13 protein-coding genes are annotated in these 14,575 nt (G+C 68.0%); 7 read left to right on the plus strand and 6 right to left on the minus strand.

What is annotated here, in order from left to right; translation table 11 throughout:
* Positions 1-13 precede the first annotated feature (13 nt).
* The gene (locus ACZ5DS_RS22650; RefSeq protein WP_468241384.1) at positions 14-1,573 is read right to left on the minus strand and encodes an FAD-binding oxidoreductase; all 1,560 of its coding nucleotides are present in this window, start codon (positions 1,571-1,573) and stop codon (positions 14-16) included.
* A 324-nt stretch (positions 1,574-1,897) separates the two neighbouring features.
* Between ACZ5DS_RS22650 and pstS the strand changes: the two genes are divergently transcribed.
* The 4 genes from pstS (at position 1,898) to pstB (ending at position 6,075) form a co-directional block, all read left to right on the plus strand.
* The gene (gene pstS, locus ACZ5DS_RS22655; RefSeq protein WP_468241387.1) at positions 1,898-3,022 is read left to right on the plus strand and encodes a phosphate ABC transporter substrate-binding protein PstS; all 1,125 of its coding nucleotides are present in this window, start codon (positions 1,898-1,900) and stop codon (positions 3,020-3,022) included.
* A gap of 141 nt (positions 3,023-3,163) precedes the next feature.
* Positions 3,164-4,171: a phosphate ABC transporter permease subunit PstC gene (gene pstC / locus ACZ5DS_RS22660; protein WP_468241389.1), complete on the plus strand. Its 1,008-nt coding sequence runs from the start codon at positions 3,164-3,166 to the stop codon at positions 4,169-4,171.
* A complete protein-coding gene (gene pstA, locus ACZ5DS_RS22665) occupies positions 4,168-5,226 on the plus strand; it encodes a phosphate ABC transporter permease PstA (protein ID WP_468241391.1) in 1,059 nt (352 codons plus the stop codon). Before pstC ends, pstA begins: the two co-directional genes overlap by 4 nt.
* A 72-nt stretch (positions 5,227-5,298) precedes the next feature.
* A complete protein-coding gene (gene pstB / locus ACZ5DS_RS22670) occupies positions 5,299-6,075 on the plus strand; it encodes a phosphate ABC transporter ATP-binding protein PstB (RefSeq protein ID WP_468241393.1) in 777 nt (258 codons plus the stop codon).
* Positions 6,076-6,240: 165 nt separating this feature from the next.
* Here the strand turns inward: pstB and ACZ5DS_RS22675 are convergent, their stop codons facing one another.
* The gene (locus ACZ5DS_RS22675) at positions 6,241-6,609 is read right to left on the minus strand and encodes a PIN domain-containing protein (RefSeq protein WP_468242161.1); all 369 of its coding nucleotides are present in this window, start codon (positions 6,607-6,609) and stop codon (positions 6,241-6,243) included.
* Between the two features lie 8 nt (positions 6,610-6,617).
* Entirely contained in the window at positions 6,618-6,875 is a 258-nt protein-coding gene (locus ACZ5DS_RS22680) for a hypothetical protein (RefSeq protein ID WP_453560415.1), read from the minus strand.
* A 194-nt stretch (positions 6,876-7,069) separates the two neighbouring features.
* Between ACZ5DS_RS22680 and ACZ5DS_RS22685 the strand changes: the two genes are divergently transcribed.
* Complete coding sequence (locus tag ACZ5DS_RS22685) at positions 7,070-7,240, plus strand: hypothetical protein (protein WP_468241396.1); 171 nt, start codon at positions 7,070-7,072, stop codon at positions 7,238-7,240.
* Between the two features lie 497 nt (positions 7,241-7,737).
* The gene (locus ACZ5DS_RS22690) at positions 7,738-7,995 is read left to right on the plus strand and encodes a hypothetical protein (protein WP_468241399.1); all 258 of its coding nucleotides are present in this window, start codon (positions 7,738-7,740) and stop codon (positions 7,993-7,995) included.
* 5 nt (positions 7,996-8,000) lie between these two features.
* Here ACZ5DS_RS22690 and ACZ5DS_RS22695 read toward each other — a convergent pair whose 3' ends face one another.
* From ACZ5DS_RS22695 to ACZ5DS_RS22705, 3 genes are all read right to left on the minus strand, one after another.
* Positions 8,001-8,318 carry a hypothetical protein gene (locus ACZ5DS_RS22695; RefSeq protein ID WP_468241401.1) on the minus strand — a complete coding sequence of 106 codons (318 nt, stop codon included), beginning with the start codon at positions 8,316-8,318 and terminating at the stop codon, positions 8,001-8,003.
* Positions 8,319-8,966: 648 nt separating this feature from the next.
* Positions 8,967-9,710 carry a barstar family protein gene (locus ACZ5DS_RS22700; RefSeq protein ID WP_468241403.1) on the minus strand — a complete coding sequence of 248 codons (744 nt, stop codon included), beginning with the start codon at positions 9,708-9,710 and terminating at the stop codon, positions 8,967-8,969.
* Between the two features lie 86 nt (positions 9,711-9,796).
* Positions 9,797-13,702 carry a polymorphic toxin-type HINT domain-containing protein gene (locus ACZ5DS_RS22705; protein ID WP_468241406.1) on the minus strand — a complete coding sequence of 1,302 codons (3,906 nt, stop codon included), beginning with the start codon at positions 13,700-13,702 and terminating at the stop codon, positions 9,797-9,799.
* A gap of 406 nt (positions 13,703-14,108) precedes the next feature.
* On the opposite strand from ACZ5DS_RS22705, the gene ACZ5DS_RS22710 reads away from it, so the two are divergent.
* The gene (locus ACZ5DS_RS22710; protein ID WP_468241408.1) at positions 14,109-14,549 is read left to right on the plus strand and encodes a hypothetical protein; all 441 of its coding nucleotides are present in this window, start codon (positions 14,109-14,111) and stop codon (positions 14,547-14,549) included.
* The last annotated feature ends 26 nt before the right edge of the window (positions 14,550-14,575 follow it).

Below are 14,575 nucleotides of genomic sequence, written 5' to 3' on the forward strand. Positions count from 1 at the left end.
GCCACCCCCCTGCTCACAACCCCTGCGCGTAGGAGAAGAACCTCTCCGGGTCGTACTGCTTCTTCACCTTGCCGAGGCGGGTTGCCGCGTCGCCGTAGTACGCCTTGCGCCAGTTCGTCAGCGTCGGGTCCGTGTAGTTCTGGTACGCCGCACCGGAGGCGTACGGCTGCATCGCGTTGTGGGCGGAGGTGAGCCAGGACTGGGCCGAACCGCCGGAGGCACCCGCACCCCAGGAGGCTATGTACTGGGCCAGCATGCGCGAGCGGCGGTGGACGAAGGCCGTGGCCGTGGGGGAGACGCGGTTGACCGCGCCGCCGAGGGCCGTGAAGGCGATGCTGCCCGCGCCGCCCCGGACGGAACCGATCTGCTTCAGCAGGGTCTGGATGCCTGCCGCGGAAAGGGAGCGGTCGAAGAAGTCGGAGCGGGCCGCGTAGGTCTCCCGGCCCAGGCGGCCCTGCGGGGAGCGGCCGGGGGTGGAGCCCGGGAGGTGGCACTGGGCGTCCGTGGAGAAGGAGGAGCAGCCGGCGTAGATCTCCATCGCCTCCTCGTAGCCCCGGCGGCGCAGGGTCACCGACCGGGCGTCGGCGCCGGCCTGGTGCGCCAGCCGGTCCACCGCGTTCTGGAGTTCGCCGTAGGTGCCGAGGGAGAAGCAGGCCACGGAGATCGCAGGGGTGCCGCCCGGGGTGTTCGACAGGTGGAGCGAGGACCAGATCTCGTCCGGCTGGGACGGGCCCCACTCCTGCCAGGCCTTGATCACCGCGGCCGCCTTGGACCAGGACCAGGTCAGGTACGCGGTCACCGCCTGCGGTGCCGCGTGCGTCTTGAAGTGCAGCTCGGTGACGACGCCGAAGTTGCCGTTGCCCGCGCCGCGCAGCGCCCAGAAGAGGTCGGAGTGGTTCCTGGCATCAGCGGTCACCTGGGTGCCGTCGGCGGTGATCAGCGTCGCCTGGGTGAGGCTGTCGCAGGTCAGGCCGTAGGCGCGGGAGGCGACCCCGTGGCCGCCGCCGAGCACCAGGCCGGAGACGCCGACCGTGGGGCAGGAGCCCGCGGGTATGGTCACGCCCTTCGCGCCCAGCGCCCGGTAGACGTCGATCAGCTTGGAGCCGGCGCCGACCACCGCCGTCCCGCCGCTCACGCGGACGCGGTTCAGCTTGGACACGTCGAGGATCAGCCGGTTGTCGCCCGAGGAGTAGCCGGCGTAGGAGTGGCCGCCGTTGCGTATCGACACCCGTATCCGGTGGGCGTGGGCGTACGCCAGGGTCGTACGGATGTCGTCGGCGTGGGCGACATAGGCGACCGCGGCGGGCTTCAGGCCGTCGAAGCGGGTGTTGTACAGCTGGTGGGCCGTCTTCCAGCTCGCGTCCCCGGGGCGCAGCAGGGGTCCGTCCAGGTCGCGGGCGAGCGCCGCCCAGTTGGCGGCGGCTGCCTGACTGGTGGTCTTCAGCGCCGTACCGGAGGATGACAGCGTGCGTGCCGAGGACCTGGCGGCTGTTCCCGAGCCAGTACTGCACCCGGCCAGCGCGGTCGCTGCCAGTGCGGCCGCGCCGCCCGAGATGAACGTACGCCGTTCCATGTTCGTCGCCTTTCCTCGGCTCTCCTGGAACGAGACGACGCCATGCGCACAAGGGTTCCCGCGGACGGGGGAACGGCCGTCGAGTGAGGGTTCGTATCCCCCTGTAGTCGGAACCCCTATGTGCTCTCCCCGTAAGCATTCCGTGACCTTACCGGGCCGACGGCAGGGGTTCACCCTCCGTTCATTTATGGCCATCGGCGGCTTCACCTGTTCTGCCTAATTTCGGCCCTACCCGGTGCGTGGGCGGCCATGGACGCGCTCATGCACGCAGTACTTCGCACGCCGCCGACTGCCTGCGGCGGCTCCTGGAAGGAACTTCCGAAAGTGATGCTTCAGCGCAAGAACCGGCTGCGCGCCCTGTCTCTCGGTGCTCTCGCCGTCTCCGGCGCCCTGGCCCTGACGGCGTGCGGCTCCGACGACAACGGCAACGGCAACGCCACGGGCAAGCCGTCGGGCTCCGCCAGCGCTAGCTCCATCAAGTGCGACAACGCCAAGGGCCAGCTCCTCGCCGACGGCTCGTCCGCGCAGAAGAACGCGATCGACGCCTGGGTCAAGAACTTCTCGCAGGCCTGTGGTGTCCAGATCAACTACAAGGGTGCCGGTTCCGGCGCCGGTGTGACCTCCTTCAACCAGGGCCAGATCGCGTTCGCCGGTTCGGACTCCGCCCTGAAGCCCGAAGAGGTCACCGCCTCCAAGAAGGTCTGCTCCGGCGGCCAGGGCATCGACCTCCCGATGGTCGGCGGCCCGATCGCCCTCGGTTACAACGTCCCGGGTGTCGACAACCTGGTCCTGGACGCCCCGACGATCGCCAAGATCTTCGACAGCAAGATCAAGAAGTGGAACGACCCGGCGATCGCCGCGCTGAACAAGGGCGCGAAGCTCCCCGACCTGAAGATCCAGGCCTTCCACCGCTCCGAGGACTCCGGCACCACGGACAACTTCACCAAGTACCTGATCGCCACCTCGGGCAACTGGAAGTACTCCGGCGGCAAGGCCTGGCAGGCGCAGGGTGGCCAGGCGGCCTCCGGCTCCGCCGGTGTGGCCCAGGGCGTCAAGCAGAACTCCGGCGCGATCGGCTACTTCGAGCTGTCCTACGCCAAGGACATGAACACGGTCGCCATCGCCACCGGCGCCAAGGCCCCGGTCAAGCCGTCCACCGACTCCGCCACCGCCGACATCGCGGCCGCCAAGGTCGTCGGCACGGGCAACGACCTCACCCTGAAGCTCGACTACAAGACCAAGGCCGAGGGCGCCTACCCGATCACCCTGGTCACGTACGAGATCGTCTGCGACAAGGGCAACAAGGCGGACACCCTGCCCGCCACGAAGGCCTTCCTGAACTACATCGCCAGCGAGGACGGTCAGAAGGTCCTGTCGGAGAACGACTACGCGCCGATCCCCGCCGAGATCATCGCCAAGGTCCGCACCACCATTGCCGGCCTGAGCTGACCTGATCCGAGAGTGCGGCCCGGTTCCTCGGAGACCCGGGCCGCACCGTCCGGTGCACCGCCGCCCGGAGCCGCGACCCTGGGAAGGGGAGCGGCTCCATGGAGCCGCCCACCCCGCGGCTCCGCAGACCGGAGAACCCTGATGGACATATCGACCCAGACAACTGACGCATCTCCTCCCACGCCCGAGCGCGGCGTGGCCGCGCAGAAGCGCATCGCCCGCGGCGCGACCCGCCCCGGCGACCGCATCTTCCTCGGCCTGTCCCGCGGCTCCGGCATCCTGCTGCTGGTGATCATGGCCGCGATCGCGGTCTTCCTCACCTACCGCGCCTCGCTGGCCATCAGCAAGGACCACGGGAACTTCCTGACCACCTTCGAGTGGAACACCAACCTCACGCCGCCGACCTTCGGTATCGCGGTGCTGGCCTTCGGCACGATCGTCTCCTCGATCATCGCCATGGTCATCGCGGTCCCGGTCGCCGTGGCGATCGCGCTGTTCCTCACGCACTACGCCCCGCGCCGGCTGAGCGGCCCGATCGCCTACGTGATCGACCTGCTCGCCGCCGTGCCGTCCATCGTCTACGGCCTCTGGGGCGCCCTGATCCTCGTCCCGCACATGCAGGGCCTGTACGGCTGGCTGAACGACTACCTCGGCTGGACCGGCATCTTCTCCTGGGACGGCGGCGCTCCCCGCGCCATGCTCACCGTCGGCATCCTGCTGGCGATCATGATCCTGCCGATCATCACCAACGTGAGCCGCGAGGTCTTCCGCCAGGTTCCGCAGATGCACGAGGAGGCCGCCCTGGCCCTCGGCGCCACTCGCTGGGAAGTCGTCCGCATGGCGGTGCTGCCCTTCGGCCGCTCCGGCGTCATCTCCGCCTCGATGCTCGGCCTCGGCCGCGCCCTCGGCGAGACCATGGCCGTGGCCACCGTGCTCTCCCCGAGCTACGACATCCAGGCCAGCCTGCTCAACCCGGGCGGCGGCACCTTCGCCCAGAACATCGCCAGCAAGTTCGGTGAGGCCACCGAGCAGGGCCGCGACGCGCTGATCGCCTCCGGTCTGGTGCTCTTCGTCATCACCCTGCTGGTCAACGGCGCGGCCCGTGCGATCATCGCCCGCCGCAAGGAGTACTCGGGGGCCAACGCATGAGCCACGCCGTCGTCGACAAGCGGCCCAGCACGCTGCGCGCCGCCAGCCTCCCGAAGTGGACGCCGTGGGCCATCGCCGCCGGCTCCCTCGCCCTCGGGATCGGCATCAGCTTGGCCGCCGACCTGCAGAGCAAGATCCAGTGGGGCCTGATCGCCGCGATCCTCTTCATCCTCGGGACCTACGGCGTCGCCGCCCGCGTGGAGGGCCGCCGCCAGGCCAAGGACCGGGTCGCCACCTCGCTCGTGTGGGTCGCCTTCCTGCTCGCCGTCGTCCCGCTGGTCTCCCTGGTCTGGGTGACCATCTCGCGCGGCGTGAAGGTCCTGAACGTCTACTTCCTCAGCCACTCCATGGGTGTCGTCGCCGACTCCGAGCCGGGCGGCGGTATCTACCACGCCATCATCGGCAGCCTGGAGCAGGTCGGTCTCGCCACGCTGATCGGCGCCCCGATCGGCGTGATGACCGCGATCTACCTGGTGGAGTACGGCCGCGGCCGCCTCGCCCAGGCGGTCACCTTCTTCGTCGACGTCATGACGGGTATCCCGTCGATCGTCGCGGGTCTGTTCATCCTCAGCCTGATGCTCATCTTCAAGATGCAGCCGTTCGGCTTCGCCGGTTCGCTGGCCCTGGCCATCCTGATGATGCCGGTCGTCGTCCGCTCCACCGAGGAGATGCTCAAGCTCGTCCCGAACGAGCTGCGCGAGGCCTCGCTGGCGCTCGGTGTGCCGAAGTGGCGCACCATCCTGAAGGTGGTCCTGCCGACCTCCATCGGCGGTATCACCACTGGCATCATGCTGGCCATCGCCCGAATCGCGGGCGAGACCGCGCCGGTGCTGCTGCTGGTGTTCGGCAACCCGTTCATCAACAACAACCCCTTCGAGGGTGCGCAGGCGTCGCTGCCGCTGTACATCTATCAGCAGTACGCGCAGAGCGCGGGAGCCAACGCGGCGTACGACCGTGCGTGGGCGGCGTCCCTGACGCTGATCGCCTTTGTGATGATCCTGAACCTGGTGGCCCGCGGCATCGCCCGCTGGAAGGCCCCCAAGGCCGGTCGCTAAAGCATCAATCTGCGGCTACCGCCGCGTGGGGCCAATCGGCAGCCCACCAGACTTTTGGAAGTGAAGTAGACAATGGCCAAGCGAATCGACGTAAGCGGACTCACCGCCTACTACGGCTCCCACAAGGCGATCGAAGACATCTCGATGACCGTCGAGCCCCGCTCGGTGACGGCGTTCATCGGCCCCTCGGGCTGCGGCAAGTCGACGTTCCTGCGCACGCTGAACCGTATGCACGAGGTCACGCCCGGTGGCCGCGTCGAGGGCAAGGTGCTCCTGGACGACGAGGACCTCTACGGCACCGGGGTCGACCCGGTGTCCGTCCGCCGCGAGGTGGGCATGGTCTTCCAGCGCCCGAACCCGTTCCCGACGATGTCGATCTTCGACAACGTGGCGGCGGGACTGCGGCTGAACGGCAACTACAAGAAGTCCGAGCTGAACGACATCGTCGAGAGGTCGCTCAAGGGCGCGAACCTCTGGAACGAGGTGAAGGACCGCCTGAACAAGCCGGGCTCCGGTCTCTCGGGTGGTCAGCAGCAGCGGCTGTGCATCGCCCGTGCCATCGCGGTCGAGCCGAAGGTCCTGCTCATGGACGAGCCCTGCTCGGCCCTGGACCCGATCTCGACGCTCGCCATCGAGGACCTGATCGGTGAGCTGAAGGAACGGTTCACGATCGTCATCGTGACGCACAACATGCAGCAGGCGGCGCGTGTCTCGGACCGCACGGCGTTCTTCAACCTCTCCGCCGTCGGGCAGCCGGGCCGTCTGATCGAGATCGACGACACCGAGCGGATCTTCTCGAACCCCTCGGTCCAGGCCACGGAGGACTACATCTCCGGCCGCTTCGGCTGACAGGCGCTGCCGCTTCGGCTGAGCTGACGGCGGTGTCACAAGACCCCTCGCGGTGCTGCATGGCGGTGCCACCGCGAGGACGCAAAAAGGGCCCGCCCCTGGCTCCCGGGGGCGGGCCCACTGCGTTCGGCTTCGGCAGTCGTTCCGGGGGCGGGGGGCGCCCGGTTACGGATTGAGGTCCAGCACGCGGACCGGCTCGCCGACCCACCGGTCCGAGGCGGTGGTGGCGATGATCGCTCCGTCGGGGCGGTCCGGGGTGGGCTGAGCGGCGTACTGGCAATGTGCGGCGGCCCACGCGCTCTGCCGGGCTACCGCCAGGGCGGCGGGCAGGTCCAGGCCCAGGACGGTGATTGCGGGCAGGGCGGCGAGATGCTCTGCCGTACCGGGACGGGCCCGGTCGGCTTCGACCAGTGCGCACGCCGGGGCGTACAGGTACCAGCCGGCTTCCACGTGGGCGCGGTGGATCAACCGGGAAGCAAGGACATTGCCCATTCCGGCTGCGGCCATGGCGGTGTCGTCCAGGACGATGTGCATCGCGTCGCTCACCGGGCCGCCGCCTGGGCCAGCCGGCGGTCCAGCTCGCTGTCGAGATCCCGTTCCTCCGCGGGACTGGGTGCGTAGCCGGTCCACTCCTTCAGGGCGGCGCGGGCCTGCTCGGCCCGCTCGGCCCGCTCGGCGGGGGTGAGCAGGGTTTCGGCGAGCCGGGCCAGGTAGGCGCGCAGCGACATCCCTTCGGCTGCCGCTATGGCGGCGAGCCGGTCCCGGGCTTCCTCAGGGATACGGACGTTGGCGTCGGACATCGTCGGGCTCCTCTGCACACCAAGGGTACGGGTACGTACCCGTACCCTACGGGACGAGATGGCGCACGCCAACTCCCCGGAGACGGGCGGAAGGTGCTGTCAGGCATCGGCCGCCCGTCCGGCTCGCTGCTCGCCTGGGCGTCATTCCCCTCGGCACGCCCCGTGGCGCTGGATGGCCCGTCGAGTCGTTCACCATGTACGACGACGCGCAGGTCAACGTGGAGCTCGTCTCCGCTCACCTGACGGTCACCCAGCCGGGTGAGATCGCCGAATACACCAAGGCGTTCGCGGAGCTGTCCGCAATCGCTGTGTACGGCGCGCAGGCCAGGTCTCTCGTCACCGCAGCCATCGATGCCCTCGCGTAACCGCGGCGCAAGTCCGTAGAAGCACGTGGACCACAGGGCAACCGGGCTTCCAGCCTGGGCACATGGCAAGAGACCAGCAAACCTGCCCCGACCCGTGTCCCGTTGAGCTTCCGATCGGCTTCAACGCCTGGCCCTTGGACTGGGCTCCTGTCGCTGACTGCGAGATCTGCCAGTCCGAGTGGCAGCACCTCAACGAGGCCAGGAAACTCGGCGACATCACGCAAGCCGCCAAGTGCGCCACGAAAATCCGCGATCACGCCTCCGGAGTCCACTGATGACGTGGACCTGGCCGGGATCACCATCAGGGGCATCGCTGATGCAGAACGGAATCTGCCTATACGCGCGCCGCATTTCGACGCGCTGGACTTCGTCCAGGCCTGGGGCGGGCCGTGCACCGAGGGGTGCGTCGTGCGCTGGTACGGCGGGACTGGACCCCCGCCCCATCGGGGCGGGTCAGCAAAATGTGCATCAGATCAGGTGGAAGAGAGGACTTCCGAATGACTGTGGCACCTGAAAGGCCGGCCGTCGCCCTGCGGCGCGGCCGGGACCTCGTGGCGCCCGAGCTGTTCTCGCGGCTGACGGACTTCTGCGCCGAGGAGTACGGGCACGAGCGGTCCATGGCCGACCGGATCATGAACGAGGCCATCACCCTGTGCTACGTGATGGAGCCCGCCGGAAACAAACCCGACGGGCCCTCTGAAGCTCAGCCCGACCCCATTACTCCGTCCCGAGCCGGCCGGTACCGAGGAAGGTGACCCTGCTAGCCATACGGACGCCCCACGTTGAGGAACTGCCGATAAACGAGGTCGAGCAGCGCCGCGTATGCGTGTTGCGAGCGAGCTACTGCCTGGTCGCCACCCGGTACTGAGTCACCAAGCCGATCGATTCGCTGCATCAGCTCTTGAAGCATCGCGAGGACGTCGACCGGCGCCGGCTTGAAGATTCCGCGCTCCACAAATCGAATCACTGTCGTCACGTACTCGTCGGCTTCTGCCAGATCGCTGTGCGTCAGAATCAGGTCCTTGCTCGAGCCACTCCGAGGGAACGGCAGGTTGCGCCAAAGAGTGTAGGCGTCCATGAAACTGAGCATAATGTCTTCTCCGGCTCCTAGTGGGCTTCGTCGTACCAGAAGGAAACGACTCGTCCGTCCGGACCGATGATCCCTCCCATACCCCCGTTGGGATCCGAGTACATCACGCCCCATTTGCCGTCGTCGAAGGGAATCCTCTGGGCATTTCAGCCCTTCTTTTAGGGCCCGGATATGACAGTCGCCCTTGAGGGGCCCGAGCCGCTGTACGAGCAGATCGCCGCGATACTCAGCGCACGCATCGCGGACGGCGTGTGTGCGTCACCGTGCGCGGGAAGGGCTCGTTCGTCGTCGAGTATCCGTCCGCCGACGCGTCCGATGGTGACGAGTCCGGCAACTGACGTGCGGGGTCACGGGTGGGTCCGTCGGCTCGGAACCGAGGGACCCACCCATTTCTCCGCCAAAGCGGCCCGTTCGAATTTGGCTACTGCAAGAGCATCCTCATTCGCCGCGCGATCTCAGCCGCCTTCTGGCGAATCTGATCATCGCTCAGTAGATCCGGCATGGCAGGCCCTAGTAGCCGAACCGCAGATCGGGCAGGCTGCCGGGGCATTGAGACCACGATCTCTGCACCACGATCCTCCACCTGCATGGTCAAATCCTCCTCTTCTGGCCTGAAGTTCGTATCCCTCGCGTCCTTCAGCCGCGCGTCACTCCGACACGGAACTCATCGAAGATGCTCAGCAAGGACGTCATGTACTTCTCTCCCAGGGCTTGGTGGGAGGTGGCAAAGTCCGTCCATTGGATACGGAAGGGTGGCTCTGCGCGGCTCGAACGAAGACAGTCGTAGAGTGCGTCGAGATTGGAGCCGAAGTAGCCTCCGGGGCCGTTGACGGCCTCCCCAAGGGCGCAGTACAGCCCGGCCTTGGTGGTGATGCGACTGCCGTCGAGGGTAACGACCTCTGAAGTTCCGCCGAGCGTGCCTTGATGGCGGGCCGTGAACCACGCGTTCTGTACGACGTGCAGCCAGCTCTCGTGATACGAGACGGGGTAGCTGGCCCACTCCCCGTACGCGACAGGCTCCGCGGATGCCCATCTGCGCCAGATCTCCCCGGCTTTCGGGTATTCGCACGTGTAGCCGGAGAAGGAGAGGGAGCCATCCTCGGCAGGGGGATTGAGACGCACCAATCCGAGGTAATAGCCGCCGATTGGCTGCTGTCTGTGCCCGAGTACCTCCAGGTGTCCGTCCTCGGTGCTCCGGAGGCGGGGGTGAATGGACCGGACCCCGGTGAAAGTGAGTGTCCGCTGCGTGTCCAGGTCGACGTCGATGAAGAAGCCATGCAAGTTGTCGGCTGTCAGGAGGACGTCCTGCGTCTCCTGGACAATGAGGCGGTAGAGGGGCGGGCCAAGGGTTTCGTGGGTCAATTGCACCAGACCAATCAAGGTGGGCTTGTTGTGCGCAGATCGGGACTCGCGGTGGGACGTCGGACACCGATGGTGTCCGACGTCCCCGCCCAGCGTATGCGCGGTTACTTGGGCCAGCCCCAGTCGGGGAAGTGCGGCGCCTCAAAGCGCTGGATCTTCTTGTAGTGGGTGGATGTCCACCCGATGATCTCGATTCCGTTGGGCAGCGTCTTCACGAGGATCCGCTCGTTGTTCGGGGAGCCAGGAACAGCGTATTCCTTGGCGCCGGCCCACTTCGGCCACTCACTGCCGCCATACGTGTCGTGGGAGACCAGGTTGCCCATCTTGTACTCGTCGTACGCCTTGGCGATGTTCGGCGACATCCCCTTCGGAAGGGGCGCTGACAGTCGCAATGGACAACTGCTGTTGTGGACGAGCACCGCAGTCTGCCCGGCCAGCACGTAGTACGTGTGGAGGTCGTCAACGGTGAGGTTGTATGTCCGGGCGGTCTTTTCGAAGGAGCGGTTGTTTTGGACGGTGACGGTGGTGCCGTCGACGGTGCGGAGGGTCGCCCCTGCGCGCAGATGGCCAGCCTCTACCCAGGTTCGGGAGGAGGGTGACCAGAAGGGGTGTTCGTTGGTGGCGGTGATGTGTTCGGAGCCGCGGCGGGTGTGCAGGGTCAGTTCGTCGAACTGCTTGTCGTGCTCGGTGACGATTTTGTCGGTCACGTTCCGCGGCCCGGTGACTCCGGTCAGGGGATCAGTGGCGGTGACCTTGTCTCCGACCTTGACGGACTCGATGTTCTTGGTCGAGCCGTCGGCCATGAGGACCTTGGTGCCGGCGAGGAAGCACTGCAGGCACTTTTCGGCGGCCTTTGCGGCGCGGGAGGCCTCGGCGATGTCCTCGACGCCGTCGGCGGCCTTCTTGAGCAGTTTCAGCTTGCCGATGGGGAGTACGCCGACCACGGCGAGGGTGCACTTGCCGAGTGTGGGTTCCTTGGCGCAGTCGATGAGGTCGTTGACGCCGAGGACTTCCATGCCGCCCTTGAGCAGGAGCTTGGCCAAGTCGGGGGATGCCTCGGGCTGTTCGACCGGCTGGCCGGCCAGTCCGCAGGGCGGGAGGTTGTCCCGCGACATGTAGGCGATGCAGTGCTTCTCGTTCTTTGCCTTTTCCTCCTTCTCGCGCTGCTGCTTGCGCAGCTCTTCCGCCTGCTTCCTGGCCGCGGCCTCCTCGGCCCGGCGCTTGGTCATCACATCCGACCAAGCCTTCGAGGCCTCGGTCTTGGCTTCCGCAGCGCTCTTGCCCGCCTCGACGGCAGACGTCCGAGCATCCTGAGCCGCGTCGTTGGCGGCGTAGGCCGAGTTCCGTGCGTACTCTGCGGAGAATTCTGCCTGGGCTGCTGATTCGTCGGCGTTGGCGGTGTCCTGGTCGGCGCGGTCGGCGGCGTTGCGGGCGGTCTTTGCGGATTCGGCTGCCTGGTCGGCGCTGGTCTGTGCCTGGTCGGCGGACTTCTTGGCGTTGGCGGCGTACTTGTTTGCCTGGTCGGCGTTCTGCTGTGCCTCGGCCGCTGCCTTCTTGGCTACGTCCTTTGCGTTCTTGGCGTCCGCGGCGGCCTTGGCCGCCAGGGCGCTGTCCTTGCGCGCGGTGGCGGCGATGCCGTCGGCCTCGTCGAGCAGCCGTTGCATCTGCGCGGTGTGGGTCTGGGCGAGTTTGTCCTTGCGGTCGGCCATGTACTGGTCGACCTGGATGAACTCGTGCAGCTGGTCGGCGGGGCCGGTCAGCGCGATCTTCGCGGCCGCCTGCATCTCCGGTCCGCCGTCGTTGACCAGCTTGGATGCGAGGACCCGTTCGTCCTGGTTGCGGGCCTGGTACTGGCCGCCGTTGAGGAAGGACTGCATGGCCTGGGGGCTGCCGTCGGCGAGGGCGGCCTTGGAGGCGTCCTTGACGGCCGGGCCTCCGGCGTTGTTGATCTGGGAGACGAGGACCCGGTAGTCGGCGGTGGCCACCGTGTACTGGCCGGTGGTGTAGAAGTCCCGGATCTGCTGGTCGCTGCCCTTCAGGGCCTCCGCCGCGCCGGTGCGCACACTCTCGTACGGGCTGGACTGGGACAGGTCGGTGACCTGCTGGCGGATCTCGTCGGTCTCGGCCTGCTTGGCGCCGGTGCGCAGGTAGTCCAGGACCGCGGCGTCGTCGCCGGAGAGGGCTCGGGCGGCGGCTTCCTGCCGCCAGGCGCCGTACTGCTTCAGCGCTCGCAGGGCCACGGCGCGGCCCTTGACGGCGATGGCCGCGGTGTCGGCCTGGGGCTTGTCGGCCTCGGCCGCCAGGGCGGCGGTGTCCTGGCCGATCTGCTTGTCCTCGAGCGCGACCTTGGCCAGCTGGGAGGTGAAGGTGTCGGCGGCGTCCTTCTGTGACTGGGCGGTTTCCATCGACGCGCCTGTCCGGGTCGCCAGGTCCTCGGCCTCGGTCTTGCGGGCGATGGTGAACACCTTGTGCGCGGTGGCAGCGGCCGTGGTCGCGGTGTCGGCGGCTTCCTTGGCCTTGGTGGCCTGCTTGGCCGCCTCGTTGGCCGCGTTGGTGGCCTTGCCCGCCTGCTTGGCGGCTTCCTCGGCCGCGTCCGCCGCGTTCTCGGCGTGCTTGGCCGCGGAGTTCGCCGCGTCCCGCGCATCGTAGGCGGCCTGGGCGGACTCGCTTGCCAGGGCCTCGGCCGCGTTCGCCGCCCGGTTCGCCTCACGGGCGTGACGACGCGTCTCGGCCGCGGCGGCCTGCGCCTCGGCGGAGTGAGCACCCGCGGCATCCGCCTGGCGGTTGGCCTCGTCGGCCGCGTCCGCGGCCGCGTTGGCGTCGCCGATCGCGTTCAGCGAGGCCTTGGCGGCGGCCCCCGCGGCCAGCGAGGCCCGGCCTGCCTGCTCCGCGGCGGCAGCCGACGACTTCGCCAGCGCTCCGGCGGCACGGGCTATCCGGGCCGAATCCCGCGCGGAATCGGCCTTGTTCTTGTCGTTGGCCGCATCGGCGGCGGCCTTGTAGGCGGCTCCGGCCGCGTTGGCGGCAGCGGTCGCCGCCGCGGCGGTCTGCGCGGCGGCCAGCGCCGCGATGCGAGCCGAGCGGTCGGCGGCGTTCGCGGCGCTGATCGCGGTCTGCGCCGCTCCCGCGGCGGCCCTGGCTGCCTCGGCTGCCTGCCGGGCCTTGGCCGCGGCCCTGATCGAGTCGTTCTTCGCGGCCGCGGTCTCCTTCGCGGCCGTCTGCGCCGCCTCCTTGGCCAGCGCGGCGGCGGCGACCGCCTTGGCCGACGCCTCCTGCGCCGCCTTGGTGGCGTCGTCGGCCTGCGCGCCGGCCCGTTTGGCCTGCTCGGTCAGCTGCGCGATGGTGGCATGCTCCTGGTCACGGTTGCGCGCAGTGAACTGCCCGACCTCCAGGAACTCGACGATGTCCTCCGGCGTCCCCTGCAGGGCGACCTTCCCGGCCGCCTTCATCGCCGGACCACCCGAGCCGATCAGCTGGGAGACCTCGACCCGGTTGTCCGCCTCGCGCGCCGTGTACTGGCCCTCAGCCAGGAACTTCGCCACATCCTCGGGTGAGCCCTTGAGCGCCGTCTTGCCCGCGTCCTGCACCCCGGGGCCGCCGAGGTTGATGACCCTGGAGGCCTCGACGCGCTGGTCCTGCTCCAGGGGAGCCTTCCAGCCGCCGCGCAGGAACGCGGTCACATCGTCCGGGTTCTGCGACCCGAGCGCGGTCTTCGCCGCCTCGCGTACCGCCGGACCACCGGTGTTGATGATCCGGCTGGCATCCACCCGGTCATCCACCATCTGAAGAGTCGGCTTGTCGTGGATGAATGCCCGGATGCCGTCGTCCCCGCCGAGCAACGCCCGCTCAGCGGCCTCCTTCACGCCACTGCCACCGTTACGCCAGTACTCGACGACGAGCCCGCGGTCGAGGAGGAAGTCCGAGTCCTCATCGGCTGCCGTGGCCGGCGAGGCCCCGAGGAGTCCCGCCGCCAGGGTCAGCGGCAGCAGTCCGGCAGTTGCACCGTGCAAGGCAGTGCGGCGGCCCCGAGCCCGTATGGACTCAATGGCCCTGCCGTGCGACGCCCGCTCCGGGCGCCAACGTTTCTTCATGCGAAGTCCTTATTCATACCGAATGAGCTCCACGACGTCTTGGCGCGATCACCGGATTGCCCATGCGCCCGCCCTGCCTTTAGCGCGAGTGAATTTGCATTCCGTCCGGAATGCGATCATCCGTGCAGGCGGCCGGTCGTGATGGCACGTCAAGTAGGTTGAAGCTCGAAGCAGTTGGGGGGTGCTTCACGGGTACTTTACATATGCTTCACTTGTGCATTGTTTCGAGGATGACCAAGTCCTCGCCTGTCGAAGGGAACTCGTGACGATGTCTCGCGCTGGGAAGGCCCTTGTCGCTGGCGCCATAGCGGCCGTGGTGAGCTCTGTGGGTTTTGCCACCCTGGCCTCGGCCGTGGGCAACTCGCCGGCCGACCCCGGACCCACCGACACCGGCATGCCGTCGGCCGTCGAGACCTACGACTATCCCGGAGCCGCGAAGATCCAGGCGGAGCAGAAGATCACGCTCAAGCGCGGTGACGGACACATCATGCTCACCGACTGCTCCTCGGCCTTCAACATCAAGGTCGAGTCCCGCTCCGCGGGCATGTACTTCTGCTTCAAGGTCAGCGGCAAGCAGGGATACCTGACGATGGAACTCCCCGACGCCTACGGCATCTGGACCCAGGACCACCCGGTCCAGGCCACCCTCACCACTAACGGCAAGCAGACCGTCGTCGACGCCGCCAAGAACGACTACACACCGGTCGGCGAGGCAGGCGACACCAGCAAGCGATCCGTCCTCGTCGAGCTCCGCGTCACCGGCTGAGCCGACTGCGCGTCACAGGCCGGCCG

The sequence above is a fragment of the Streptomyces sp. NPDC031100 genome (assembly GCF_055570785.1).

Bases quoted from the DNA above. Each gene is read 5' to 3' on its own strand.
- ACZ5DS_RS22690 (WP_468241399.1), top strand. From the start codon at position 7,738: ATGACTGTGGCACCTGAAAGGCCGGCCGTCGCCCTGCGGCGCGGCCGG.
- ACZ5DS_RS22695 (WP_468241401.1), bottom strand. From the start codon at position 8,318: ATGGACGCCTACACTCTTTGGCGCAACCTGCCGTTCCCTCGGAGTGGC.
- ACZ5DS_RS22685 (WP_468241396.1), top strand. From the start codon at position 7,070: ATGTACGACGACGCGCAGGTCAACGTGGAGCTCGTCTCCGCTCACCTG.
- ACZ5DS_RS22680 (WP_453560415.1), bottom strand. From the start codon at position 6,875: ATGTCCGACGCCAACGTCCGTATCCCTGAGGAAGCCCGGGACCGGCTC.
- ACZ5DS_RS22675 (WP_468242161.1), bottom strand. From the start codon at position 6,609: ATGCACATCGTCCTGGACGACACCGCCATGGCCGCAGCCGGAATGGGC.
- pstC (WP_468241389.1), top strand. From the start codon at position 3,164: ATGGACATATCGACCCAGACAACTGACGCATCTCCTCCCACGCCCGAG.
- pstB (WP_468241393.1), top strand. From the start codon at position 5,299: ATGGCCAAGCGAATCGACGTAAGCGGACTCACCGCCTACTACGGCTCC.
- pstA (WP_468241391.1), top strand. From the start codon at position 4,168: ATGAGCCACGCCGTCGTCGACAAGCGGCCCAGCACGCTGCGCGCCGCC.
- ACZ5DS_RS22650 (WP_468241384.1), bottom strand. From the start codon at position 1,573: ATGGAACGGCGTACGTTCATCTCGGGCGGCGCGGCCGCACTGGCAGCG.